General features: G+C 63.5%; 20 protein-coding genes. 9 read left to right on the top strand and 11 right to left on the bottom strand.

The window, feature by feature from the left end:
• Nucleotides 1–38: 38 nt before the first annotated feature.
• The 3 genes from OZ411_RS04115 to OZ411_RS04105 form a co-directional block, all read right to left on the bottom strand.
• On the bottom strand, nt 39–926 hold the full coding sequence (locus OZ411_RS04115; protein WP_130582919.1) for a 4-(cytidine 5'-diphospho)-2-C-methyl-D-erythritol kinase: 888 nt from the start codon (nt 924–926) through the stop codon (nt 39–41).
• Between the two features lie 28 nt (nt 927–954).
• The gene (locus OZ411_RS04110; RefSeq protein WP_130582918.1) at nt 955–2,739 is read right to left on the bottom strand and encodes a tetratricopeptide repeat protein; all 1,785 of its coding nucleotides are present in this window, start codon (nt 2,737–2,739) and stop codon (nt 955–957) included.
• 298 nt (nt 2,740–3,037) lie between these two features.
• Nucleotides 3,038–4,696 (bottom strand): electron transfer flavoprotein-ubiquinone oxidoreductase, encoded by a 1,659-nt coding sequence (locus tag OZ411_RS04105; RefSeq protein ID WP_130582917.1) that lies wholly within the window; start codon nt 4,694–4,696, stop codon nt 3,038–3,040.
• A gap of 143 nt (nt 4,697–4,839) precedes the next feature.
• Between OZ411_RS04105 and OZ411_RS04100 the strand changes: the two genes are divergently transcribed.
• Nucleotides 4,840–5,673, top strand: a complete 834-nt coding sequence (locus OZ411_RS04100) for a uracil-DNA glycosylase (protein ID WP_282526934.1) — start codon at nt 4,840–4,842, stop codon at nt 5,671–5,673.
• A 98-nt stretch (nt 5,674–5,771) separates the two neighbouring features.
• On the opposite strand, the gene OZ411_RS04095 is transcribed toward OZ411_RS04100, so the two are convergent.
• The 3 genes from OZ411_RS04095 to OZ411_RS04085 form a co-directional block, all read right to left on the bottom strand.
• Entirely contained in the window at nt 5,772–7,274 is a 1,503-nt protein-coding gene (locus tag OZ411_RS04095) for a glycosyltransferase family 39 protein (protein ID WP_282526933.1), read from the bottom strand.
• Nucleotides 7,275–7,521: 247 nt separating this feature from the next.
• Nucleotides 7,522–8,289 (bottom strand): ribonuclease HII, encoded by a 768-nt coding sequence (locus tag OZ411_RS04090; RefSeq protein WP_282526932.1) that lies wholly within the window; start codon nt 8,287–8,289, stop codon nt 7,522–7,524.
• Nucleotides 8,290–8,507: 218 nt separating this feature from the next.
• Nucleotides 8,508–9,671, bottom strand: a complete 1,164-nt coding sequence (locus tag OZ411_RS04085) for a PA0069 family radical SAM protein (protein WP_130581444.1) — start codon at nt 9,669–9,671, stop codon at nt 8,508–8,510.
• A gap of 163 nt (nt 9,672–9,834) precedes the next feature.
• Here OZ411_RS04085 and OZ411_RS04080 point away from each other — a divergent pair, with 163 nt between their 5' ends.
• Together OZ411_RS04080 and OZ411_RS04075 are read left to right on the top strand one after the other, a co-directional pair.
• Entirely contained in the window at nt 9,835–10,416 is a 582-nt protein-coding gene (locus tag OZ411_RS04080; RefSeq protein ID WP_130581457.1) for a glycosyltransferase, read from the top strand.
• A gap of 205 nt (nt 10,417–10,621) precedes the next feature.
• Nucleotides 10,622–11,545 carry a helix-turn-helix domain-containing GNAT family N-acetyltransferase gene (locus tag OZ411_RS04075; RefSeq protein WP_282526931.1) on the top strand — a complete coding sequence of 308 codons (924 nt, stop codon included), beginning with the start codon at nt 10,622–10,624 and terminating at the stop codon, nt 11,543–11,545.
• A gap of 214 nt (nt 11,546–11,759) precedes the next feature.
• Here the strand turns inward: OZ411_RS04075 and moaB are convergent, their stop codons facing one another.
• On the bottom strand, nt 11,760–12,323 hold the full coding sequence (gene moaB / locus OZ411_RS04070) for a molybdenum cofactor biosynthesis protein B (protein ID WP_130581446.1): 564 nt from the start codon (nt 12,321–12,323) through the stop codon (nt 11,760–11,762).
• 19 nt (nt 12,324–12,342) lie between these two features.
• Nucleotides 12,343–13,272: a neutral zinc metallopeptidase gene (locus OZ411_RS04065; RefSeq protein WP_282526930.1), complete on the bottom strand. Its 930-nt coding sequence runs from the start codon at nt 13,270–13,272 to the stop codon at nt 12,343–12,345.
• Between the two features lie 400 nt (nt 13,273–13,672).
• Between OZ411_RS04065 and OZ411_RS04060 the strand changes: the two genes are divergently transcribed.
• The 3 genes from OZ411_RS04060 (at nt 13,673) to OZ411_RS04050 (ending at nt 16,225) form a co-directional block, all read left to right on the top strand.
• Nucleotides 13,673–14,806 carry a site-specific DNA-methyltransferase gene (locus OZ411_RS04060; protein ID WP_282526929.1) on the top strand — a complete coding sequence of 378 codons (1,134 nt, stop codon included), beginning with the start codon at nt 13,673–13,675 and terminating at the stop codon, nt 14,804–14,806.
• Between the two features lie 269 nt (nt 14,807–15,075).
• Entirely contained in the window at nt 15,076–15,402 is a 327-nt protein-coding gene (locus OZ411_RS04055) for a hypothetical protein (RefSeq protein WP_282526928.1), read from the top strand.
• A 136-nt stretch (nt 15,403–15,538) separates the two neighbouring features.
• Nucleotides 15,539–16,225, top strand: coding sequence for a glutathione S-transferase N-terminal domain-containing protein (locus tag OZ411_RS04050; RefSeq protein WP_282526927.1), 687 nt, complete (start codon nt 15,539–15,541; stop codon nt 16,223–16,225).
• Between the two features lie 100 nt (nt 16,226–16,325).
• On the opposite strand, the gene OZ411_RS04045 is transcribed toward OZ411_RS04050, so the two are convergent.
• On the bottom strand, nt 16,326–19,328 hold the full coding sequence (locus tag OZ411_RS04045; RefSeq protein WP_282526926.1) for a VCBS domain-containing protein: 3,003 nt from the start codon (nt 19,326–19,328) through the stop codon (nt 16,326–16,328).
• Between the two features lie 454 nt (nt 19,329–19,782).
• On the opposite strand from OZ411_RS04045, the gene OZ411_RS04040 reads away from it, so the two are divergent.
• Nucleotides 19,783–20,442: a FecR family protein gene (locus tag OZ411_RS04040; protein WP_282526925.1), complete on the top strand. Its 660-nt coding sequence runs from the start codon at nt 19,783–19,785 to the stop codon at nt 20,440–20,442.
• Nucleotides 20,443–20,598: 156 nt separating this feature from the next.
• Nucleotides 20,599–21,417 carry a tetratricopeptide repeat protein gene (locus tag OZ411_RS04035; RefSeq protein ID WP_282526924.1) on the top strand — a complete coding sequence of 273 codons (819 nt, stop codon included), beginning with the start codon at nt 20,599–20,601 and terminating at the stop codon, nt 21,415–21,417.
• 211 nt (nt 21,418–21,628) lie between these two features.
• Here OZ411_RS04035 and OZ411_RS04030 read toward each other — a convergent pair whose 3' ends face one another.
• Nucleotides 21,629–22,072, bottom strand: a complete 444-nt coding sequence (locus OZ411_RS04030; protein WP_282526923.1) for a nuclear transport factor 2 family protein — start codon at nt 22,070–22,072, stop codon at nt 21,629–21,631.
• 94 nt (nt 22,073–22,166) lie between these two features.
• Here OZ411_RS04030 and OZ411_RS04025 point away from each other — a divergent pair, with 94 nt between their 5' ends.
• Nucleotides 22,167–23,081, top strand: a complete 915-nt coding sequence (locus OZ411_RS04025; protein WP_282526922.1) for a LysR family transcriptional regulator — start codon at nt 22,167–22,169, stop codon at nt 23,079–23,081.
• 114 nt (nt 23,082–23,195) lie between these two features.
• On the opposite strand, the gene OZ411_RS04020 is transcribed toward OZ411_RS04025, so the two are convergent.
• Nucleotides 23,196–23,408 (bottom strand): hypothetical protein, encoded by a 213-nt coding sequence (locus OZ411_RS04020; RefSeq protein WP_282526921.1) that lies wholly within the window; start codon nt 23,406–23,408, stop codon nt 23,196–23,198.
• Between the last annotated feature and the right edge of the window lie 281 nt (nt 23,409–23,689).

Below are 23,689 nucleotides of genomic sequence, written 5' to 3'. Positions count from 1 at the left end.
GACAGCCGCGTAGGATAGATAGAGCAGGTTGCGCTACTTCAGCTCAGCACGCCCGAATGCACCCACCAGATGGGGTGCTCGCGGCGGAGCTTCTCGGCCGCGCGCTGGGCGTCGGCGGTGTTCTCGTAGATCGCAAAACATGTGGCGCCCGAGCCGGACATTCGCGCGAGCCAGGCGCCATCGGTGGCGTTGAGCGCGGCGATCACCGCGCCGATCACGGGCTGGATGCGCACCGCCGGCGCTTCCAGATCGTTCGAGCTGGCGGCAAGGGCCTCGACCCACTCGTCGAGCGAGCCGCCCTGCTCCGGCCAGGACGGCGCCTGCAGCATCACGTCGGTGGCGCCGACCAGGAGGTCGCCGGGGCGCAAGCCAAGCTCCGCGAACACGTCCTTGGTGGCGACGGGGATCCGCGGATTGACCATGACGCACGGCAGCTTCGGCAGGTTCAACGGCATCAGCGTCTCGCCGACCCCGGTCATGTCGCAGGCATGCGAGGCGACGCAGACCGGCACGTCGGCGCCGGTTTTCAGCGCAACGTCGCGCAGACGCTCGTCGTCGAGGGCGAGATCATTCAGTCGCGCGAGCAGCCGCAGCGCCGCCGCCGCATCGGCCGAACCGCCGCCGATCCCGGCGGCCACCGGCAACACCTTCTCCAGCGCAAAGCTGCCGGCCTTCAGGCCGGGAACGCGCTCGCCGAGCAGGCGCGCGGCCTTCAGCACGAGATTATCAGCGGTCTCGCCGCAAGCCTCCGCCATCGGCCCTGAGGTCGTGAGCGTGAGTTCTTCGCCCGGCGTCAGCGTCAGGCGATCGGCGCAATCGGCGAACGCCACCACGCTTTCAAGGTCGTGATAGCCGTCGACGCGCCGCCCGATCACCCGCAGGGTCAGGTTGACCTTGGCACGTGCGTCCTCAATCAGCGCCGGCATCGACAAACCGCCCCATACTCTCTTTGGATCAGCCGCCCTTGCCGTCTTCTTTCTTCTTCTCGACGGCGGCGGCGTTATTAGAGGCGTCCTCCGGCAGGCCGTTCTCGATCTTGGCTTCGATCTTCGGCAGCTCGTCGGCCTCCGGCTTGAGGTCGCGCGCATGCGCCCACTGGAACTTGGCTTCCAGCGTGCGGCCGACCCGCCAATAGGCGTCGCCGAGATGGTCGTTGATGGTCGGATCTTCCGGCTTGAGGTCGATGGCGCGCTCGAGCTGCTTCACCGCCTCATCGTAATTGCCGATGCGGTAATAGGCCCAGCCGAGCGAATCCACGATGTAGCCGTCGTCGGGGCGCTGCTCGACGGCACGCTTGATCATCTTCATGCCTTCGTCGAGATTGATGCCCTGATCGATCCAGGAATAGCCGAGATAGTTCAGCACATGCGGCTGCTCGGGCTGCATCTCCAGCGCCTTGCGCATGTCGGCTTCAGCCTTGGTCCACTGCTTGGAGCGCTCCTCGCAGATGCCGCGGTAGTAGTAGGTGACCCAGGCGTTCTTGTCGCCGGCCGTCGGCATCGCATCGATCGCCTGCGTGTAGGTGCCGGCGCAATCGGCGAATTTCTTGCGGCCACGCTCGATATTGCCGAGCGCCATGATGGCCTCGATGTCCTTCGTCGAATCGGAGGTGAGCTCCTTCAGGATCTTGATCGCCTCGTCGCTGCGGTCGGCGGCGTCGAGATCGGTCGCAAGCTGGATCTGCGCGTTGCGCTTCAGCGGCGATGAGGCCGGCATCCGCTCATAGATCTTGATCGCCATCTGCGGTTTCTTGACGCTCTCATAGAGGTCCGCGAGCGAGAGCAGCGCCAGCGGATGGTTGGGCTGCAGGTACAGCGCAAGCTGCAGATAGACCAGCGCCAGATCCTCGCCGCCGCGGCGCGTCAGCGTCGCGCCGATGCCATAGAGCGCTTCGGCCGCGCCGGCCTGCGCCGAATCGACCAGCGGCGATAGCTTCTTGCCGGCCTTGGCCTCGCGGATGCCCTCCTGCACCAGCGGGTGGCGCGGCAACTTCTTGTCGAAGGCCTCATAGAGGGACGTCGCGGCAGCCGCATCCTTGTTGCGCGAAGACCAGCGCGCATATTCGTCCACGATCCGCAACATCGAATCATCGAGCTTGTAGGCGCGCTCGAAGCGGGTGCCCGCGTCCTTCTCCTTGCCGGAAAGCTCCAGGATCATGCCGGCGTGGAGATCCTTGAATAGCGGGTACCATTCCGGCCCGGTGAGCTTGTCGATGTTGGCGACCGCCACCTTGGCATCGCCCGCGCCATAGCTCGCCCAGGCTGCCAGCAGCGTCGCGACCAGGTCGGTGATCGGTCCGCGGATCGACTGGTTGACGTTGACCTGCGCGGCCGCGTACTTCTTTAGCTTCAGGTCGCGCACGCCGACGACGAGCCGCGCCACGCGGTTGGACTTGTCCTGCGCGAGGATGCGGTCCGCGAGCTTGACGGCCTCGTCGATGTCGCCTTCGGCCAGCGAGGAGATGAAGGCGCGGTCGAGCAGTTCGTTGTTCTTCGGGTCGGTACGGAGGGCCGAGCGGTAAAATGCCGCAGCGGACGCCGCGTCGCGCTCGACGCTGGCGTGGCGGGCGGCGAGATAGCTGCCGGCCGTGGTCAGCGATTTCAGGTCGTTCTTGCTCGGAAACTGCGCCGCGTTGTCGGCGGGATGATCCGGCGTCTGCGCATAGAGCGCGCCAGGTGCGGCGAGCACGGCCAGGCTGAGAGCAGCAATCGTCCAGCGGTTAAAGCGTGTAGAAAGCATCACGGTTCGCCTTGCTCCAAGGGATTAACGGCGGGATTAACGGCGGCGATCTCTCAGGATCAGTGTCGAATGCGGACCCAAGCGGCGGCATCCCGGCCAGCGACAATGCCGTTTTTGGCCTCCAATCGCAAGGACACGGGTGGCGAATCAATTAGCAGAATAGCCCTCAAAGCCGCCGATTTGACCGTTAATACCCGAAACGCCTTCAGTGTGGCGGTATCGTGACCGGTCTTGCCGGATTATCCGGGCCTCCACTCACACAATCGTGGTCGGGCCGGCCATTCCTATATCGCCGCGGTCACATCGCCTCGTAGTTGGGCCCGCCACCGCCCTCCGGCGGAACCCAGGTGATGTTACCGTTCGGGTCCTTCACGTCGCAGGTTTTGCAGTGGACGCAGTTCTGCGCGTTGATCTGGAAGCGCGGGCCCGAGGCTTCCTCGACCCATTCATAGACACCGGCCGGGCAATAGCGATTGGAGGGGCCGGCGTAGACGTCGTGCTCCGACGTCTTCTGCAGGTTCATGTCGGCGACCTTGAGATGAACCGGCTGGTCCTCCTCATGGTTGGTGTTGGAGAGGAACACCGAGGACAATTTGTCGAACGAGATCTTGCCGTCCGGCTTCGGATAGGCGATCGACGTGTGCTGTTTCGCCGGGTCCAGCGTCTTGCGATCGGGCTTTGCGTGCGATTGAGTTCCGAACAGCGAGAAGCCCAGCGTGTTGCACCACATGTCGAAGCCGCCGAGCGCGACGCCGATCACAGTGCCGAACTTCGACCATAGCGGCTTGACGTTGCGGACACGATGCAGGTCCTTGCCGATGGCGGAATCGCGCCAGGCGTTTTCATATTCCACGAGTTCGTCATTGGCGCGGCCGGCGCCGATCGCCGCCGCGACATGCTCGGCGGCGAGCATGCCGCTGCCCATCGCGTTGTGCACGCCCTTGATGCGCGGCACGTTGACGAAGCCGGCCGCGCAGCCGATCAGCGCGCCGCCCGGGAAGGTCAGCCGCGGTACCGATTGATAGCCGCCCTCGGTAATGGCACGTGCGCCATAGGCGAGCCGCTTGCCGCCTTCGAGCACGGCACGGACGGAAGGGTGCGTCTTGAAGCGCTGGAATTCGTCGAACGGCGACAGATACGGATCGTCGTAGTTGAGATGCACGACGAAGCCGACGGCGACGCGGTTGTCGTCGTAGTGATAGAGGAACGAGCCGCCGCCGGTGGAATTGTTGAGCGGCCAGCCGAAGGAATGCTGGATCAGGCCCTTCTGGTGCTTGGCGGGATCGATCTGCCATACCTCTTTCAATCCGATGCCGAATTTCGGCGGCTCGCTCTTCGCATCGAGCTGGTACTTCGCGATGAGCTGCTTCGACAGGCTGCCGCGCGCGCCTTCGGCGAACAGCGTGTATTTGCCGACGAGCTCCATGCCGCGGGTGTAGGAGTCCTTGTGCGAGCCGTCCTTGGCGATGCCCATGTCGCCGGTGGCGATGCCGCGCACATTGCCGTTGTCGTCATAGAGCACTTCGGCGGCAGCAAAGCCCGGATAGATCTCGACGCCGAGCGCTTCCGCCTTCGGCGCCAGCCAGCGGCAGACATTGCCGAGCGAGCCGATATAGCAGTGATGATTGTTCATCAACGGCGGCATCATGAAGGCCGGCAGCCGGATCGCACCGGCCGCCGTCATCCAGTAGAAGCGGTCGTCCTTCACCTGGGTCTTCAGCGGACAGTCGGCATCCTCGCGCCAGTCCGGAATCAATTTGTCGAGCGACACCGGATCGATCACCGCACCGGAGAGGATATGCGCGCCGACCTCGGAACCCTTCTCCACCACGACGATGTTGAGATCGGGATTGAGCTGTTTCAGCCGGATCGCAGCCGAGAGGCCCGACGGTCCGGCGCCGACGATCACGACGTCGAATTCCATGGATTCGCGGGGCGGTAGTTCTTCGGTGCTCATGGTCTCTTCTCAGCCCGGTTGAGAACGCTTCTAATTGGTTAGGCTGCGTTGTTTCCGATTTTTGTCGCGAGGACAACCATTGAAATGCATTTCGCGACGGCGCGATGCATCCTAAATTGCGGGCGGAGGACTTGTATCCCACCATGACGCCCGAGCCCGCCCCTACCTTAAAGCAATTGCTGGCCTTTTACCTCGAGGCCGGGGTCGATTGCGCGCTTGTTGACGAGCCGGTCAACCGGCTCGCGGAGGCGGAGCCTGTTCCCGCCGCCCCGCCGCGTGAGATGACGCCGCCGCGTCCGCAGCGGGAGGTGCCGCCTGCGGCGCCGGCAGTTCCGCGCGGCGAAATCACCATCGCGCCGGATGCGGCGGTTGCGTCCGCACGCGAGGCGGCACGGACCGCGCCGACGCTGGACGCGCTGCGGACACTGCTCGCGAATTTCGACGGCTGCGCGCTGAAGCATACCGCGACCAAGCTTGTGTTCGCCGACGGTAATCCGGCGGCGCGGGTGATGTTCGTGGGCGAAGCGCCCGGGCGAGACGAGGACATCGAGGGCCTGCCCTTTGTCGGCCGCTCCGGCAAGCTCCTGGACCGCATGATCGCGGCGATCGGGCTCGACCGCAGCAAGGCCTATATCGCCAACGTGATCCCGTGGCGGCCGCCGGGCAACCGCACGCCGACGCCGCAGGAGACGCAGGTGTGCCTGCCCTTCATCCAGCGCCAGATCGAGCTCGTGAATCCCGACGTGCTGGTCACGCTCGGCAATCCCTCGACGCAGGCGCTGATCGGCACGCGCGAGGGCATCATGCGCACCCGCGGGAAATGGTTCGACTACGACACCGGCACCCGGGTGATCCGCGCCATCGCCACCTTCCACCCCGCCTATCTCCTGCGCTCGCCCTCCTACAAGCGGATGTCATGGCAAGACCTCCGCGCCATCGCGAAGGTGTTGGGGCAGCAAGGCTCCCCCTCATCGTGAGAGGCCGTAAGGGTGGGCAAAGCGCAGCGTGCCCACCATTCCGAGCACGCCGTTAGATGGTGGGCACGCTGCGCTTTGCCTACCCTACCGCTTCTCACCTACCCCTTCGGCCGCACGATGGCCCAGCCGATCCTGAGCAGCGGCTGACGGCCGTTGACCAGCCATTCGAACGATCGCGGCACTTCCGGCACCAGTCCGGGGAAACGTTGCGCGATCTCGGGCGGCGGCATGCCCGATGTGTCGGACGCGCGCCAGACGATCAGCCCGCCGGTCTCGTTGAACTTCGCCGGCGAAAGCCAGGGCGTCCGCGGCTTTCCTTCCAGCAACAGATGCGGGCGCTGCGGGTCCATCGCGATCAGGCCCGCAAGCTCGGGATCGCCGGCCACCGCGCGCAGCCGCTGGTTGGTGCGCCGCTCAAAACTGTCGGCGAAGAAATGCCCGATCGAGGCGGCCGGCATCGAGGTCCGCACTTCGGCTGTGCCGGTCCAGGGCACGAACAGCGTCGCCGCGAGAACCGCCAAGGCCGGCGCGGCAATCGTCGCCGCCCAGGCCGAGCGTAGGAACCGCTGGCGGTAGAGGTGGATGAGATCGCCGGCGTTGACGATCACGGCCAATCCCGACAGCAGCAGCGCGACGCCGGCGCCGCCGACCACGTGGTCGAGACGGAACAGGCCGGCGAGCAGGCTACCAATCAGCGCCGGCGCGAAGGCGAAGAAATAGACGAACTGCCGTCCCAGGGGATCGAGCGGCGGCCGGTTGATGATCGGCGCCTCCTCCGGCTTGCGGGCGAACCAGGGAGAATTGACGGCGAGCAGCAGCGCGATGCCGGCCATCGACACCACCAGGCCGCCGAGCAGGACGCCGGAGCGCATCACCCGCGCGCGCAAATCCGCGACATCAGGCAGCGGCGGCAGCGTCACAACATCCGACCGCATCAGCCAGATCAAATAAGGCAGCGCCAGCACGATCACCACGAGCAGCGCGAACAGCGGATCAAGCGATGCCAGCGTGCGGCGTCCGCGCGCGGTCGCCAGCGCAAAGGCCGCGACCAACAGGATCATCCCGATCGCCACCGGCGTCGTCAGCAACAACAGGCCGCAATCGATCGACCAGGCAAACCAGGCGCTGCGCCGGTTCTGGCCGAACAATTGCCAGGAATGCAGCAGCAAGAGCGCCCACAACGGCCGTGCCAACACCAGCGGCCCGAACTCGAGGCCGGGCGAAGAAAAGGCGGCGACCGTCATCGTCAGCAGCACGGCCAGCACCGCCTGCTGCCCGCCGATGATGGCGCGGCCGAGGTGATAGAGGCTCACGAAGGTCGCGATCCCGCAAATCTGCGCCAGGAGATAGACGCCGAAAACGTGATTGCCGGCGGCGCGGAACGCGATGTCGGCGAGCCAGAACGCGAGCGGCGGGCCGAGATCGGTGCCGACCTGATATTCCCGGCCGAAGGCGAGCACGGTCGCGACGTCGCCGGGCGGGCTGCGATAGATCAAGAGCGGCACCAGCAGCCACAGCGCTGCCTGCGCCAGCACCACGATCCAGACCACGAGCCGGGGCCGGGCGCGGATCAGTTCGACGACCAGGGAGGTGAAACGCATGCGCCCAAAATGCCCAGAACCAGCCCTCAATCGACCCGCAAACTTGATAAAGGCCGCACGCGACGGAAGCAACCGGCGTGAGGACAGCTCGATTGCCAACGACGCACTCCGCCGTCATGCACCGCTTCAAGCGGGGCATCCAGTACACGGCGGCCTCTCGGTTCAAGCACTGCCGTCTCTGGAATACTGGATCGCCCGGCCAAGCCGGGCGATGACCGGCTGAGAGCTCCTCAGGTTCCGACGCGATCTAGATCGCGGCGGTCGCCTCGGCCGCGATTGTCGGGTCCACCGTCTCGACCGTCGGGTCCACCGCGAAAAGATCGGGCTCGACCGTTTCCGGGAAATGCTTCTGCCGGGCGGCGATCACGGGCGCAAAGAAGCTGCGGTGATGCGCGCTCGGCCCCAAGCGATCCAGCGCCTCCAGATGTTCCGGCACCGCATAGCCCTTGTGCTGCTCGAAGCCATAGCCGGGGCAATCCAGCGCCAGCGCGCACATCAGCCGGTCGCGCGTCACCTTGGCGATGATGGAGGCGGCCGCGATCGACATCACGATGCCGTCACCGCCGATTACGGCCTCGCAATCGCAGGTGACGGCGACCTTGTCGCGGCCGTCGACGAAAACATGCTTGGGCTGCTCGGGCAGCGCCTGCACCGCGCGCGCCAGCGCCCAGAGCGAGGCGCGCAGAATATTGTCGCGATCGATTCGCGCGGGCGATGCGAAGGCGACCGCGAAGGCTGACGTCGCGCAGATCTGCTCGAACAGCTCTTCCCGCCGTTCCGCCGTCAGCCGCTTCGAATCATCGATGCCTTTTGGAATGCGTTTCGGGTCGAGCACCACGGCCGCGGCCACGACGGGACCGGCCAGCGGGCCGCGCCCGGCCTCGTCGCAGCCGGCAATCGGCCACACGCCGCGCTTGATCAGCGCACGCTCGCGCCGAAAGCTCGGCGGCGTCACCGCGATCACGCCCTTCGCCGGTTTGACAGGCTTTTTCTTCTCGGACTTATCCCGAATCATGGGCGCGACTGTGCTGAAGCAGCCGCACCTGCGCAACCGGGAACCCGGCGCTCGTCCCCATTATTCAGCATTCCCCGGTCTTTGCGAGCGCAGCGAAGCAATCCACCTCTCCGCTTGCGGAGGCATGGATTGCTTCGTCGCGGAGCCTGTCATCGGGCCCGCCAGAGGCGGGACCCGTTGGCTCCTCGCAATGACGGAGAGGAACGCAATGACGCCTCTCAGAACAGGCTCAGTTGCTCGCCGCTTTGCTTCGGCCTGACGAAATGGTCGGTCGTCAGCTTCGAGCGACGCTTGTTCAGGCCGAGCTTCTCGCAGGCGATCTCGAACCTGCGGCCGATCATCCAGGCCATCGGCCCGGTGCCCTTCATCCGCGTCCCCCATTGCGAGTCGTAGTCGCGCCCACCGCGCATGTCGCGGATCAGGGTGAAGACATGGCGATAGCGGTCGGGATAATTCGCGAGCAGCCATTCCCGGAACAGGTCGCGCACTTCCAGCGGAAGCCGCAGCAGCACGTAGCTGGCTTCCTTGGCGCCGGCATGCGCCGCTGCATCGAGGATGCGCTCGATCTCGGAATCGTTCAGCGCGGGGATCACGGGTGCGACCATCACGGTGGTGGGGATGCCGGCATCCGAAAGCCGCTTGATCGTTTCCAGCCGCTTCGGTGGCGTCGAGGCGCGCGGCTCCATGGTGCGCGCCAATTTGGCATCGAGCGTCGTCACCGACAGTGCGACCTTGACCAGGTTGCGCTTTGCCATCCGCTGCAGGATGTCGATGTCACGCGCCACCAGTCCCGATTTGGTGACGATGCCGACCGGATGGCCGGCACGCTCCAGCACTTCGAGGATACCCCGCATGATCTTGTGTTCGCGCTCGATCGGCTGGTACGGATCGGTGTTGGTGCCGATCGCGATCATGCGCGGCTCATAGCCTGGCGTGGCCAGCTCCTTCTCGAGTAGCGCCGGCGCATCGGGTTTTGCCAAAAGCTTCGATTCGAAATCCAGTCCCGGCGACAGGCCCAGATAGGCGTGGGTCGGCCGCGCGAAGCAATAGACGCAGCCATGCTCGCAGCCTCGGTACGGATTGATCGAGCGGTCGAAGCCGATGTCGGGCGAGTCGTTGCGCGCGATGACCTTGCGCGAGGTGTCGAGCGAGACAGTGGTCTTGAACGGCGGCAGGTCTTCCAGGCTCTGCCAGCCGTCGTCGAACGTAACGCGCGCCTCGGCCTCGTAGCGGCCGCTCGCATTGGACTGCGCGCCTCGGCCGCGCCGCCGTTCGCGCTCGATCGCGACCGCGAGTTCGGGAAACGCGGAGGGCGCACCCGCCGGTGTGGAGGGCGCCGTCACCGGCGGGTGCTTGAGGGCATGAGAGGATGCTCGGCTCATGCTCTGAAGCTAGCATGTCGTGAGAACAAATCAAGAACACATTCGCGAAATTCCACAATGGCGCTGCCGCAAAAAACTGCACCCCTACGGCTGTTTTGATTGTGACAAGGTGATAACAATTTTCGAGCTTTCCACCCATTTCGAGCCAACGAAGCCGCTGTTGATGCTGAGCGTGATCATTCCAACCGAGGGCGACGAGCGGACCGCGGTGGCGACCCTTGCGGCGCTGGTTCCGGGTGCCGCGTCCGGAATCGTGAAAGAGGTGCTGCTGGTCGATCGCGCCAAGAACGGCGCCAAGTCCGACGTGATCGAACGCGTCGCCGATGTCGCCGGTTGCCGCTTCATGGCGTTCGACGGCACCCGCGCCGCAGCGCTGGCGGCCGGAGCCCGTCAGGCGCGCTCGCCCTGGCTGATGTTCCTGCATGCCGGCGCCGTGCTCGACAGCGGCTGGATCGAGGAGACCACCCAGTTCATCCAGGGGGTCGCGATGAGCGGCCGGCCGCGCGCCGGCATCTTCCGCTACGCCCGCTCGCCCTACGCCGACACCCGCCTGCGCGACAGCTTCAAGTTCGTGGCCCGCATGCTGACCGGCCCGACCGCCGAACAGGGCCTCCTGATTGCACGCGATCACTATGAGCAGCTCGGCGGCTACCGCCCGGATGCCCGCCGCTCCGAGGCGCGGCTATTGCGGCAGCTTGGCCGCTCCTCCCGCACCATGCTGCGCAGCCGGATCATCGTCGCGTAGGACGTTACGTTTCCCTCGTCATTCCGGGATGCGCCGAAGGCGCAGGCCCGGAATCCATCGGGCCGCACACCGTGCAGATGAATGGATTCTCTGATGTGCAATTGCACATCATAGCTCGCGCTTCGCGCGCCCCGGAATGACAGCGCCTTGATACTTGCCAAAGTCAAATAATTATTTGACAATAGCAACTATCGAGGTGCCCCCTATGTCAGAGCCGGATTCCGAAACCCAGGTCGCCGCGGTGCGGGCGTTCAACCGCTTCTACACCCGCAAGCTCGGCGTCCTCGACCAGCATCTGTTGAAAAGCCCGTTCTCGCTCAGCGAGGCGCGGGTGCTCTATGAGCTGGCCCATCGCGAGGAAATATCGGCGAAGGAGATCGGGACCGAGCTCGGGCTCGATCCCGGCTATCTCAGCCGCATCCTCCAGAAATTCGATGAGGACGGGCTTCTGACCCGAAGCCCCCTCGCCTCCGATCGCCGGCAATACCAGCTCGGCCTCACCGCAAAGGGGCGGCAGACCTTTGCCAGGATCAACCGCACCTCGCACGATGAGGTCGCATCGATGCTCGCGCGGTTTCCGCCGGACGATCGCGTCCGCCTGACAGGGGCGATGGGCACCATCGAGCGGCTGCTCGGCGAGGCCGCAGCCCCACGCGCGGTGCTGCGCGATCCGCGGCCGGGCGATATGGGCTGGGTGGCGCAGAGCCATGGCGCGCTCTATGCCAGCGAATACGGCTTCGATTCATCCTTCGAGGCATTGGTCGCCGAGATCGTCGCAAAATTCCTGACCTCGTTCGACGCCTCGCGCGAACGCTGCTGGATCGCCGATCTCGAGGGGATACCGGTCGGCTCGGTGTTCCTGGTCAGGCATTCCGACGACATCGCCAAGCTCAGGCTGCTCTTGATCGACCCGGCCGGGCGCGGCCAGGGGCTCGGCAAGCGGCTGGTTGGCGAATGCATCAGCTTCGCCAGGGCCTGCGGCTACCGCAAGATCACGCTGTGGACCCAGAGCATCCTGATCGCCGCGCGAAAAATCTATCAGGACGCAGGCTTCGTGCTGGTGAAAAGCGAGCCGCATCGCAGCTTCGGGCAGGACCTCGTCGGCGAGACCTGGGAGCGGGCGCTGTGAAGTTGACGCGTCGCGGTCCACCGCGGCGCGTCACCCCGGAACTTCTCGCCTTCCATATCGAGCGAGCGCATGCGCTCCGGGCTGAGGCTTATCGCGCGACGATGCGCGCGTTGTATGCTTGGCTGGTGAGGATCGTTCACAACCGGTGCTATCGCCGCCGCCGTCATTCCGGGGCGCGCGCAGCGCGAACCCGGAATGACGGTCGTGGTGAAAACTAGACCGTCGCGCCTTGCGCCTTCGGCCGGCGCAGGTGCTCATCCAGCCGCGGCATGATCTCGACGAAATTGCAGGGGCGCGTGCGGTAGTCGAGCTGCGCCGCCAGAATTCCGTCCCAGCCGTCGCGGCAGGCGCCGGGCGAGCCGGGCAGGCAGAAGATGTAGGTCGCGCCCGCGACGCCGGCGGTGGCGCGGCTCTGGATCGTCGAGACGCCGATCTTGGCGTGGCTCAGCATGTGGAAGGCGATCGAGAAACCGTCCATCCGCTTTTCGAACAGCGGCTCGATCGCTTCCGGCGTCACGTCGCGGCCGGTGAAGCCGGTACCGCCGGTGGTGATGATCGCATCGACGCCCTCGTCAGCGATCCAGCGCTTCACCACCGCACGGATCGCCTCGACGTCGTCAGTGACGATCTCGCGCGCCGCCAGCTTGTGGCCGGCCGCAATGATGCGATCCGCCAGCGTCGTTCCGGACTTGTCGTCGGCGAGCGTCCTTGTGTCGGAAATCGTCAGCACCGCGATGTTGAGCGGAATGAACGGTTTTGATTCGTCTGTGGAGGCCATGACAATCGCTATCCAAATCTCACAGCGCCCCTTGGCCAAAGGTGTTGCAGGCCGACACCGTACCTTGCTGGTAGCCGGTCATGAACCATTGCCGCCGTTGCTGCGCCGAGCCGTGGGTGAAGGAGTCCGGCACCACCCTGCCCGTCGCCTGCCGCTGCAGCGTATCGTCGCCGATCGCGGTGGCCGTCTTGAGCGCCGCGTCGATGTCGCCGGCCTCGAGGAAGCCCGGCCGCTTCTTCTCCTCGCGGTTGACCCAGACGCCGGAGAGGCAGTCGGCCTGCAGTTCGACCTTCACCTGCAGCGCGTTGGCCTCGGCCTTGCTGTCGGCCGCCTGTTGCAGCCGCGTCACGCGCGGGATGATGCCGAGCAGGTTCTGCACGTGATGGCCGGCCTCATGGGCGATGATATAGGCCGCGGTGAACTTGCAGGCGCTGCCCGAGCAGCCGCGGAACCGGGTCTCGACCTCGCGGAAGAAGCCGGTATCGAGATAGATGGTCTTGTCCGGCGGGCAGTAGAACGGACCCATCGCCGACTGCGCCATGCCGCAGCGGCCGCCATTGGTGGCGTTACGGAACAAGACGATCTTCGGACCGGCGAAGGTCTGCCCATTGGCCTGGAAGATCTCGGTCCAGCGATCGTCGATCTCGCCCAGGATGCCGGAGATCATGCTGCCCATTTCGTCGGTCGGCGCGCCGGTCTTGCCGGACGCCGTCCGGCGGTCGGTCTGGTAGGTCGGCGCCTGACCGCCGCCGGTCAGGATTTCGGCGCCGCCGATCAGGATGCGCGGGTCGATGCCGAAGGCATAGCCGAGCAGGCCGAGCACGATGATGGTGCCGATGCCGAGCCCGCCCCCGCCCATCGGGAGGCCGAAGCCTCCGCCGCCACCAGATCCGCCCTGGTCGCGACGATCCTCGATGTCGTCGCTGCGACGGAAATCATCGTAACGCATGGCGGCTTCCCCTTAAGTCCTATCCTGTGCAAACGCGGAACAGACGTAAAATTTCCGTTCCGTTAATCAATAGCCCGCCCGGCAATTATTGCCTAGTGCGACGCCGCCCTATCAGCGCATGGCTGATGCGGCCAACGTCCTCACGAATCGCGTGAGCTTGCCTGCAAACGAACCCGATTTTCGATTCTTCCGATTCCGCCGTCGCTGGCGCAATTCGCATAACGCATGCTGCAAGGCAGCGCTCGATTTCGAATCTGAAAACGCCGCGATCGAAATGCGCAGAACTTGTCGCGTGGCATTTTCGATTAAGTCGATTTTTACTTTGGCGGATCATGGTGGCGCCAGTCGGTTGTTTAGTCCCGCGTCGCCGACAGCGTCGCCTGAGTCAGAGTTATGAGTCATGGTTGAGTCGCGTCGCGGGGCGTCTGCAAGGGCGCCCCGCACTAAATTTGAATCCACGTCTTCGAGTCGAATCGTCATAGGCGATTGCGTCGCCGAGATGTCGAAGCTTGCAGCCGGTTCTGTCGACGTCGTGTTCGCAGACCCACCCTACAATCTGCAGCTCAAGGGCGACCTCAAACGTCCCGACGAATCCCATGTCGATGCCGTCAATGACGAATGGGACAAGTTTTCCTCCTTTGCCGCCTATGACGACTTCACGCGCGCCTGGCTGCTCGCCGCCCGTCGCGTCATGAAGCCGTCGGCGACGATCTGGGTGATCGGCTCCTATCACAATATCTTCCGCGTCGGCGCCATCATGCAGGACCTCGGCTTCTGGCTCCTGAACGATATCGTCTGGCGCAAGTCGAACCCGATGCCGAATTTCCGCGGCCGCCGCTTCACCAATGCGCACGAGACCATGATCTGGGCTGCGCGTGACGAGAAGGCCAAGGGCTACACCTTCAATTATGAAGTGCTGAAGGCAGCGAACGAGGACGTGCAGGCGCGTTCCGACTGGCTGATCCCGCTCTGCACCGGCGAAGAGCGCCTCAAGGGCAAGGACGGCAAGAAGGTCCACCCGACGCAGAAGCCCGAGCAGCTTCTCGCGCGCGTGCTGCTCTCCTCGTCGAAGCCCGGCGATCTCGTGCTCGATCCCTTCAACGGAACCGGCACCACCGGCGCCGTGGCGAAACGTCTCGGCCGCCGCTATCTCGGCATCGAGCGCGATGCGGCCTATGCCGCCGCCGCCGAAGCGCGCATCGCCGCCATCGAGCCACTGCCGCAGGAAACGCTCGCCCCGTTCATGACCGCGCGCGAGGCGCCGCGCGTCGCCTTCTCCGAACTGATCGAGCGCGGCATGATCATGCCGGGCGCGAAACTCGTCGACGCCAAGAAGCGGGTCGGCGCCCTCGTGCGCGCCGACGGCGCCATCATGCTCGGGGACAAGGTCGGCTCGATCCACCGCATCGGCGCCGTTGCGCAAGGATCAGGCGCCTGCAACGGCTGGACCTTCTGGCACGTCGAGACCAAGAACGGCCTCAGGCTGATCGACGAGCTGCGCGCCGAAATCCGCTCCGGGATGGCCGTGGGCTGAACTTCCTCGAAATCTCTCCGTCATTCCGGGGCTCGCGCAAGCGAGAACCCGGAATCCATTTCACCACCTGCGCCTGCGACGCAATGGATTCCGGGCCTGCGCCTGACGGCGCATCCCGGAATGACGGAACGGTAGGGTTGGCAAAGCGAAGCGTGCCCACCAATATCTGCGCGCCAAGATGACGCCGTGTTGAACGCTCTTGCCTTGATTCGGCCCGAACAAAGGGCCTAGACTCCCATTATCGGTCGCTGTTTCGATTGGATTGCCCGATGCGCAGACAATCCGAAACGTTCCTGCTTGTGCCGCTGTTGCCGATCTTCTTTGTCGGCATGTTCCCGATATTGCTTTTCGGTCTGCTCGGCTTTTTCGGCCTCGGCATCTTCGGCGTCCTTCTGGTCTCCGTCGGACTGACGAGCGCATTGGAGGCGCATGGCCAGTTCACCGAGGACATCATTACGCACGGCTATGGGCGCAGCGCCGAGCGTGCCGCTCACGCCACCGACCTGCAAACCGCGACGCGCTTCGCTGCGCTGCTGGACATGGCAGGGATTGCGCTGATCGTCGCCAGCGCGGTTGGCTTTGTGTACTTTGGCTGATCGCCAAGCCGCCCGAGGCGCTTTCACAAATTCGTCGCTTGCGCGTTCCGCCGAATGTGGCGCATGAGTGCGGCCCGCGGCCCAACGCGGCTCGCGTCCCGATTTGGTCGGCCACAAAACAAACGGAGCCTTTGAGATGCTCAAATTCTACTTCAACGGAGCACCGAACCCGAACAAGGTCGCACTGTTCCTGGAAGAATCCGGTCTCGCCTTCGAGGCAATACCGGTCGACACCCGCAAGGGCGAGCAGTTCAAGCCGGAATTTTTGAAGGTCAACCCGAACGCCAAGGTGCCGGCGATCGACGATGACGGCGTGTTCGTGTTCGACTCCAACGCGATCCTGCTCTACCTCGCCGAGAAGACCGGAAAATTCCTTCCCGCCAACACGCCGGCCAACCGCGCGCTGACGCTGTCCTGGCTGATGTTCATCGCCACTGGTCTCGGCCCCTATTCGGGTCAGGCGGTGCATTTCAAGACGGCGGCGCCAAAGGAACTGGAATACGCGCATAATCGCTACCAGTACGAAGCGCATCGTCACTACAAGATCCTTGACGACCATCTCGCCAAGAGCCGCTACATGGTCGGCGACAGCTACAGCATCGTCGACATGGCGTTCTGGGGCTGGGCGCGGCTAGGGTCGTTCGTGCTCGGCGAGGAGGGCTATGCGAAGTACCCGAACGTCAAGCGCCTGGTCGACGAGATCTCGGCGCGGCCGGCCGCCGCACGCGCGATCGCATTGAAGGACAAGTTCACCTTCAAGGCCGAGATGGACGACGAGGCGAGGAACTTCATGTTCGGTCACCTCAAGACCAAGGTGGCTTAAGCGCCCTTCCGGCGTGCCGGCACGCGCCTCGCGTGTGAATCGCGATGCAAATTGGGAAGGCGGGCAAAGGGCCACGCACCGTGCCCACCTTCCGATTGCGTCAGATCATCAGATCGTGCGACGCATGGGGGACGATAGCGTGCCCTGTAAGGTCGGGAACGACACCGAAACCGTCAGCCGAGTGCTGCTCGTGCAAAGCTAGCTCGATGGGCTGTGCGCCCTCTCGTCCGTGGCTTCCGGCAGCGTCTTCGTGATGGCTGCTCGATGCCGGGCCATGGTCGGCATTTCCGAGGTCGAAGCCGTCTGAACCTCCGGGACCTGAGTTCTTGTCCTTGAAGTGGAATGCGTCTCCAAGCACGCGCGTTCCAGCTGCCTCTGACCCAAACATCGCATCGGCAGTCGAGGATCGCTGGAAATCCGCCGCGCTGCCACCATGCTTGGCAGCAATGCCGTCTGTGCCTGCTTCGCCCGGGGTCGAATGACTGCCGCCGTCAGCAGACAGGGCACGCCATACGAAATCGTCGGGGTCTGCGTCACTGGCGCCTTTGATGGTGATCGTCACCATCTGCGCGGTGCCATCTATGGTCTTCACCGTGAAGGTGTCGGTCAGGTGGTCGCAGGCGTCGAGCGCCCGCACCGTGCAGTTGGTATTGTCGAGCGTGTAGGTCCACACGCCGGCCGCCGTCATCGTGAAGGTGCCATAACCGCCATCGCTCTTCGTCGGCGAGCAGACCGCGGTGAAGGTATTCGCCGGATTGTCAACGTCGGTATCGGTAAGCGCGCCGGTCGCGGTTGGCGTGCCGGATGTATCGCAGCCAGCTTCGGTCACCGTGCCGGTCGTCGTTCCCGAAACGACGGCCGCGTCGTTGGTGCCATGGATGGTAATCGTCACCACCTGTGCGGTGCCGTCGATGCTGGTCACCGTGAAGCTGTCGGTCAGGTGGTCGCAGGCGTTGAGCGCCTGCACCGCGCCGTTGGCGTTGTCGAGCGTGTAGGTCCACTCACCAGCCGCCGTCATCGTGAAGGTGCCGTAGCCGCCATGACTTGCCGTCGGCGAAGTGACCGCCGTGAAGGTGTTGGGCGCATTGTCGACGTCGCTATCGGTGAGCATGCCGGTCGCGGTCGGCACGCCCGGCTTGGCATTGGCGACGCCCCCAGCCTCGATCACGCAGCCCATGGTGGCGCCAGAAATGACGGCCGCGTCGTTGGTGCCGTTGATGGTGATCGTCACCACTTGTGCAGTGCCGTCCGCGGTGGTCACCGTGAAGGTGTCGGTCAGGTGGTCGCCGACATTGAGCGCCTGCACCGCGCTGTTGGCGTCGTTGAGCGTATAGCTCCACGCACCGGCCGCGGTCATCGTGAAAGTGCCGTAGCCGTCATGACTTGCCGTCGGCGAACTGACCGCCGTGAAGGTGTTGGGCGCATTGTCGACGTCGCTATCGGTGAGCGTGCCGGTCGTGGTCAGCTTGCCCGGCTCAGCGCCGCTCGCCTCGATCACTGAGCCGGTCGTCGCGCCGGAAATGACGGCCGCGTCATTGGTGCCGTTGATGGTGATCGTCACCACCTGAGGGGTGCCATCCACGGTGGTCACGATGAAGGTGTCGGTCAGATGGCCGCCGACATTGAGCGCCTGCACCGCGTGGTTACTCTCGTTGACCGTGTAGGTCCACACGCCGGCCGCCGTCACCGTGAAGGTGCCGTAGCCGCCGGCACTCGCCTTCGGCGAGGCGACCACGGTGAAAGTATTCGGCGGATTGTCGACGTCGACGTCGGTGAGCGTGCCGGTTGCGACAGGTATACCGTGCCCAGCACTCCCCGCCTCGATCACCGCGCCAGTCGTGGAGCCCGAAATGATGGCCGCGTCGTTGACGCCATCGATGGCGATCGTGAAGACCTGATTGGCCGAGCGTGTGCCGTCTGACACCGTGATAACGAAGCTCTCAGTCGTCGGCGAGGTCAGCGCATTGATCGCGCCGCTGTCCGGAACGAAGGTGTAGGCGCCGGTCGCGCTGTTGAGGTAGAGCCTGCCATAGGGACCGGCGCTCGATACATCGTATGTCACCCCTCCCAGCACCGTGCTGCCGGCGATTCCGCCACTGATGCCAAAGGTCAGTGCAGCGCCGCTGTTGGAGCTGCTGGCAGCGAAAGCTCCGCTCGTTGCAGCGAAGTGGTCAAACACCGATGTATCGATTTCCGTCGGCCCCGTCGCGACGGTGAACACCGGCGGCGAACGCAGGACAAACAGCTCAGGAACTACCGTCGACGACGGCAGCGGCGGGAGCAAATTATGGATCTGGAGAGTATCGGTCTGAATAAAATTGATCGGCTGCACCGGCAGCACATTGATCGTCGAGGGAGGCGTGCTCGACCCGGGCGCCACCTGTTCCTTCGCGAAATTGGCCAGCACGTCCTGCCGGGCGGCATGCAACTCCTCCATTCGAGTCGCACTATTCGCGGTTTGGTTGACGCTGACCGAGGACCCTCTCCTGCTCAGGATGGTCGTCTCTCCGGGATCCTCGACAATGATGTGTCGCGGGATCGGCTCTTTGGTCACGAGCTCGAATACGCCATGCTCGAGATCCTTGTATGCGATGCTGTCGTCATCGAGATATGTGACGTCCGGCTCTGCCGCATGGACTTCGTTCATAACGGCGAAGGCCAGTGCCGCGAGCGTCAACGTGCCGATCCCGCCGCCATGAGCGCGGCCCCGAATGCTTCCAACAGGCGTATCAACCGTGAGGCAACCAGTCGTTGCCACCCGTCCGGCAACGAAAGCGAAGGTGCCTCTGGTCACGCCAAACAGGGCCGAATGCGAGGTGCCGTTGGCGTCACAGATCAATTCGTTCAACACCAGACGGGTGCCGGGAGAGAGGTTGAACACAGTGCCGTCGATAAAGCGAATTCCGACCTGCGCGTCGTCCGCCGTCTCGATCACGTCTCCCTGATAAACGGGATCGCCAGCCGTGAGTTGAACGGCAACGCCGGTCGCACGGCTGAGGGTGCAGCAACCGATCGCGATCTGAACATGACCTATGATCTGGGGAAGCTGGGCGACAATGGCGTTGCGGTCGCCCCCGGACTCGACGCAAGACGCAACGAACATGGCTTCGACCTCGCCTGCTGAGTATTTTCAGGCCCAGCGTGGTGCCGCACTTTTCTTGCTCTGGCTTCGCCTACGCCACGAGGTCAAAACAATCTTGGCGTCGGCAACCCTAGGCTAGCCCGCCGCAACATCCTGATCCAAATTTAATCAAACATATCCGTAACATCCGATGCATTCAATGCCTGATTTAAATCGCCCGACGCAGGAATTAAATCACTTTTCCCTGGAGCGCGTCATTTCCCCTCTCTGGAGCGCCGCAATTATAGCCGCGTCAAGATGCAACGTTTTGGTAGCATTTGAACCGGCTCCGGGATTAATATGACAAAAATTTAAAATGAGGTGGCCACTCATGGCCGCCCTGACATTGCACGTACTGCATGAATTATAGCGCCGGCTGACCATTGAAGTCAGCGGGCTGTCACGCGGCAAAAAGGATCTTCTCAGGAAGGGGATCATGCGCACGCATACGATTATCGCGTCGGTGGCGAGTTTGGCTCTGGCATTGGCCAGCCTTTTGGTTGATGCAGCCGATGCGCAGACCAATCCTCCCGGGCCGGCTGTTCAGGATCTCGCATCAGCAAAACCCATCGGAACAGTTGTAACCACAACCGGCTCGGTGACGATCGAGCACGTGGGTGCGATGGTCATTCAGGCAAATGTCGCCGGCCAGATCGTCCAGACGAAGGTGGGTGATATCGTTTACCTCGGCGATGTGGTGCAGACCGGGGCCGATGGCCGGGTCGGGATCAACTTTGCCGATGGCAGTTCGTTCAAACTATCGAGCAACGCCCGTATGGCGTTGGACGAATTCGTGTACGACCCAAATGGGAAATCCAACTCGACCTTGTTCAAGGTAACCAACGGAACACTTACGTTTGTCGCCGGCAATATCGCGAAGACCGGCGACATGAAGGTCGATACCCCAGTCGCAACAATGGGTATTCGGGGCACGACTCCACATGTCGAAATTTCGGATGACGGGACAGTCAAGTTTTCAACCCTTATCGAAGAGGGCAAGAACAAGCTTACGAAAAAGCCCGGCCCATCGACAGCGCAGCAATCCGAACAGAAAGCCAATCGCAAGTCCAATCTGAATATCTGCCGAGGGTGCTAGGCCATTTGTTCGGAAGCCAGTCTCGGCGCAGGGCACCAGCAGGACGTGACGCCTTTCCGCGAAAAAGCGACGATCGCGGATTCCCCAATTTCCAAAGTCAGGAAGCCTGATATGGACGCGAGTACTAGGGGAGGCATCATTGACGGCGTCGCATGCATGCTCATCCTGCTGTTGCTCGGCTCACCTGCGGCGGCGCAGGAGGATGCAAAGAAGAGCAACTACCTGACTGACATTGCGTTGTGCAACGGCACGGATCACGCCTCGCTTGAAGCCAGGGTCAATGGCTGCACGGCGCTCATCGCTTCCGGTCACGGCAAGACGGCTGCCTTGGCAATCGCCTACAACAATCGTGGCAACGCCTATGCGGCAAAGGGAGACTACGACCGCGCCATCCAGGATTTCGATCAATCGATCCAGCTCAATCCAACTTACGTCAAGGCCTTCAACAATCGCGGCGTGGCTTATTTGAAGAAAGGCGAATACGACCTTGCCATCAAAGCTCTCGATGGCGCGATCCAGCTCAATCCCAGCTACGGCAGCGCTTTCGCCAACCGTGCCAGAGCCTACCTGAAAAAGCACGAGTATGATCGCGCGGCCCGGGACTATGACGAGGCAATTCGTCTTGAACCCAATTTGGAAGCCGTGTGGAGCGGACGCTGTTGGACGCAGGCGATCCTCGGCGCGTTGGAGGCGGCACTGGAGGACTGCAATAAGGCGCTTCAATTAGCGTCGAACAACGCCGCAACGTATGACTCGCGTGGGCTGATCTACCTCAAAATGGGCAAATTCGATGCGGCTATCGATGACTACAGTTCTGCGCTGCAGCTCGACCCGAAGCTGGCGAGCGCACTCTATGGGCGCGGGCTGGCCAGGCTGAAGACGGGCGACAAAGCGGGCAGCAACGCCGATATTGCATTGGCAAAGACGATCCAGGTCAAGATCGGCAACGACTTCACGCGCTATGGGGTGCGGTAGGTACCAGCGAGGGTTAGCATTGTAGGGTGGGCAAAGGCGCAGCGCGCCGTGCCCACCATCCCCGACCAATTGCTTTTGTCATTCCGGGGCTCGCGAAGCGAGAACTATGATGTGCAATTGCACATCAGAGAATTCATTTCGCCTCGGCACCGGCGCGATGGATTCCGGGCCTGCGCCTAGCGGCGCATCCCGGAATGACCCGGAGGAAACCTCAACGCGCCGCGCGAACCTGCGGCGCCGGAAACAGCCCCAGCGCCTTCTCCGTCAGCACCGAGTCGCAATATTCCCTGATCTCCTTGATCTTGCCGTCCTCGAGCCGGAACACCAGGCAATAGTCATTGTCGTAGCGAACGCCTTCCTTGGTGACGTTGTCGCCCTTGGCTTCGACCACGACATGGTCGCCGTCGGCGATGAAGCGGTGGGCGACGGTGCGCGCCCGTTCCGCCAATAGCGAACGGACGTGGCCGTGCAGATCGTTGAGAATCGACTGCTTGCCGCTGAAGGTGCGCGACCAGGAATACTGTCCGGTCACCGTCCATGTGGCATCCTCGGCAAGGCTCGCGGTGAACAGTGCGCGGTCGCGCACCGCGGGATCGGGATTTCCGGCGGCGGCAAAGATCTGCTGCATCAATTTGTTGTTGTCGGCTGCGCTCATGGCGGCTTCTCCAGTGGCTGACTGAATACGCCCCCTTGTGACGCGATAGAGATCATTCTTCAAATCGATAGCCAATATGATATCTATTCGTCAGATGAATTTGAATTCGCTTGACCTCAATCTCCTGACCGCGCTCGACGCACTGCTGCGGGAAGCCAGTGTCAGTCGCGCCGCGATGCGGCTTCGTCTGTCGCAGCCGGCCGCAAGCCACGCGCTGCAGCGCCTGCGCGATCTGATCGGCGATCCGCTCCTGGTGCGGAGCGGCGCGCGGATGGAGTTGACGCCGCGAGCACAGGCGTTGCGCACGCCGCTGACACAGGCGCTCGAGCAGGTGCGCGCGTTGTTCGTTCCCGACGCGTTCGATGCCATCAGCAGCGATCGGCATTTCCGGCTGATGATGCCGGACCTCGCGGTCGAACTCCTGATGCCGCCATTGATGGAGAAGATCACACGGATCGCGCCGCATGTGACGATCGACGTGGTGCCCTGGCGGGGGCCTGCGATCTTCACCGCCGAGTTCGCGCGCACCATCGATCTCGTGATCTCGATCGGCGACGCCTTCAAGGGCTTCCACCGCCAGCGCCTCTATGTCGACAGCGACGCGCTCGCGGTGCGCCGAGGCCATCCGGTCGGCGCGAGATTGAAGAAGCGCGAAGCGTTCCTGGCGGCAAGGCATGTCGCCGTCGTGATCCGCGGCCAGAACGAGGACCTGATCGATGGCTGGCTGCGCTCCAAGGGCATCGAACGGCGCATCGCGCTTGTCGTACCCGGCTATATCGAGGCGCTGCATGTCACAGCCCGCACCGACCTCGTCGCCTTCGTGCCGCGCCGCCTGATCGCAGCGCTCGCCAGGCAATTGTCATTGCTGACCGTGACACCGCCGCTCGATCCCGGCATCGACGAACAGTACATGTTCTATCCCACCCGCGCCCAGATGGACCCCGGCTCGATCTGGCTGCGCCAATTGATGCTGGAGACGGGACGGGAGTTGGACAGGCGGAAAATGTAGGGTGGGTACTTTCGTCATTGCGAGGAGCGTAGCGACGAAGCAATCCATGTCTCCGCGAGCGGCGCTAGCTCCTCCGCCACGTCTGCTTGATGGCTTTGCGCAAGCCTCTCGCTTCTAGTGCTTCGGCGAGCTTGGATAGACCAGTGACTGGTCCTCAAGTTCCTGGTCTGGGAGCTTACCTAAGTTGGCCGCGGCGTGGAGGTCTTGCAATGGCGGCATAGCGGCAGTTCCCGCGGATATCTTGGTTGATGGCGTATGCGACCAGAGTACGGTGGTTGCTGCGAGCAAGGCGATGGCTGCGATTGCAAAGATCATCGGATGCTTCATGTAAAACCTCCTGTTCGATTCCGATGGGTCAGCTTGCAGCAGCTTGATAGGTTGAAGGGCGGCCGCCGAACGTGAATTGCTTCACATCTCACGCGCTCGTGTCCTTCAAGTTGCAAGCGACGAAGCGGCTGCTTTGGGTGCGACAAAACAACCCGACGGGCAAATCAGTCCAAAGTCTGTCCAGACTATCAGCGAAAAATATTCCGCTTCCGCCGTCGGGCAAATCAGTGATTTAACTCCGCGCGTCTCACGGCGGATGAGGGGCGGCTCGCGATCGTCAC

Origin of the sequence: Bradyrhizobium sp. Arg237L (assembly GCF_029990105.1) — a bacterium.
GTDB lineage: Bacteria > Pseudomonadota > Alphaproteobacteria > Rhizobiales > Xanthobacteraceae > Bradyrhizobium.
Note: the sequence above shows the minus strand (reverse complement) of the source record. Positions and strands in the feature narration are given on the sequence as shown.

Excerpts from the sequence above, each read along its gene's own strand:
- OZ411_RS04115 (WP_130582919.1), bottom strand. The coding sequence starts at position 926 with ATGCCGGCGCTGATTGAGGACGCACGTGCCAAGGTCAACCTGACCCTG.
- OZ411_RS04110 (WP_130582918.1), bottom strand. The coding sequence starts at position 2,739 with ATGCTTTCTACACGCTTTAACCGCTGGACGATTGCTGCTCTCAGCCTG.
- OZ411_RS04105 (WP_130582917.1), bottom strand. The coding sequence starts at position 4,696 with ATGAGCACCGAAGAACTACCGCCCCGCGAATCCATGGAATTCGACGTC.
- OZ411_RS04100 (WP_282526934.1), top strand. The coding sequence starts at position 4,840 with ATGACGCCCGAGCCCGCCCCTACCTTAAAGCAATTGCTGGCCTTTTAC.
- OZ411_RS04095 (WP_282526933.1), bottom strand. The coding sequence starts at position 7,274 with ATGCGTTTCACCTCCCTGGTCGTCGAACTGATCCGCGCCCGGCCCCGG.
- OZ411_RS04090 (WP_282526932.1), bottom strand. The coding sequence starts at position 8,289 with ATGATTCGGGATAAGTCCGAGAAGAAAAAGCCTGTCAAACCGGCGAAG.
- OZ411_RS04085 (WP_130581444.1), bottom strand. The coding sequence starts at position 9,671 with ATGAGCCGAGCATCCTCTCATGCCCTCAAGCACCCGCCGGTGACGGCG.
- OZ411_RS04080 (WP_130581457.1), top strand. The coding sequence starts at position 9,835 with ATGCTGAGCGTGATCATTCCAACCGAGGGCGACGAGCGGACCGCGGTG.
- OZ411_RS04075 (WP_282526931.1), top strand. The coding sequence starts at position 10,622 with ATGTCAGAGCCGGATTCCGAAACCCAGGTCGCCGCGGTGCGGGCGTTC.
- moaB (WP_130581446.1), bottom strand. The coding sequence starts at position 12,323 with ATGGCCTCCACAGACGAATCAAAACCGTTCATTCCGCTCAACATCGCG.
- OZ411_RS04065 (WP_282526930.1), bottom strand. The coding sequence starts at position 13,272 with ATGCGTTACGATGATTTCCGTCGCAGCGACGACATCGAGGATCGTCGC.
- OZ411_RS04060 (WP_282526929.1), top strand. The coding sequence starts at position 13,673 with ATGGTTGAGTCGCGTCGCGGGGCGTCTGCAAGGGCGCCCCGCACTAAA.
- OZ411_RS04055 (WP_282526928.1), top strand. The coding sequence starts at position 15,076 with ATGCGCAGACAATCCGAAACGTTCCTGCTTGTGCCGCTGTTGCCGATC.
- OZ411_RS04050 (WP_282526927.1), top strand. The coding sequence starts at position 15,539 with ATGCTCAAATTCTACTTCAACGGAGCACCGAACCCGAACAAGGTCGCA.
- OZ411_RS04045 (WP_282526926.1), bottom strand. The coding sequence starts at position 19,328 with ATGTTCGTTGCGTCTTGCGTCGAGTCCGGGGGCGACCGCAACGCCATT.
- OZ411_RS04040 (WP_282526925.1), top strand. The coding sequence starts at position 19,783 with ATGCGCACGCATACGATTATCGCGTCGGTGGCGAGTTTGGCTCTGGCA.
- OZ411_RS04035 (WP_282526924.1), top strand. The coding sequence starts at position 20,599 with ATGCTCATCCTGCTGTTGCTCGGCTCACCTGCGGCGGCGCAGGAGGAT.
- OZ411_RS04030 (WP_282526923.1), bottom strand. The coding sequence starts at position 22,072 with ATGAGCGCAGCCGACAACAACAAATTGATGCAGCAGATCTTTGCCGCC.
- OZ411_RS04025 (WP_282526922.1), top strand. The coding sequence starts at position 22,167 with ATGAATTTGAATTCGCTTGACCTCAATCTCCTGACCGCGCTCGACGCA.
- OZ411_RS04020 (WP_282526921.1), bottom strand. The coding sequence starts at position 23,408 with ATGAAGCATCCGATGATCTTTGCAATCGCAGCCATCGCCTTGCTCGCA.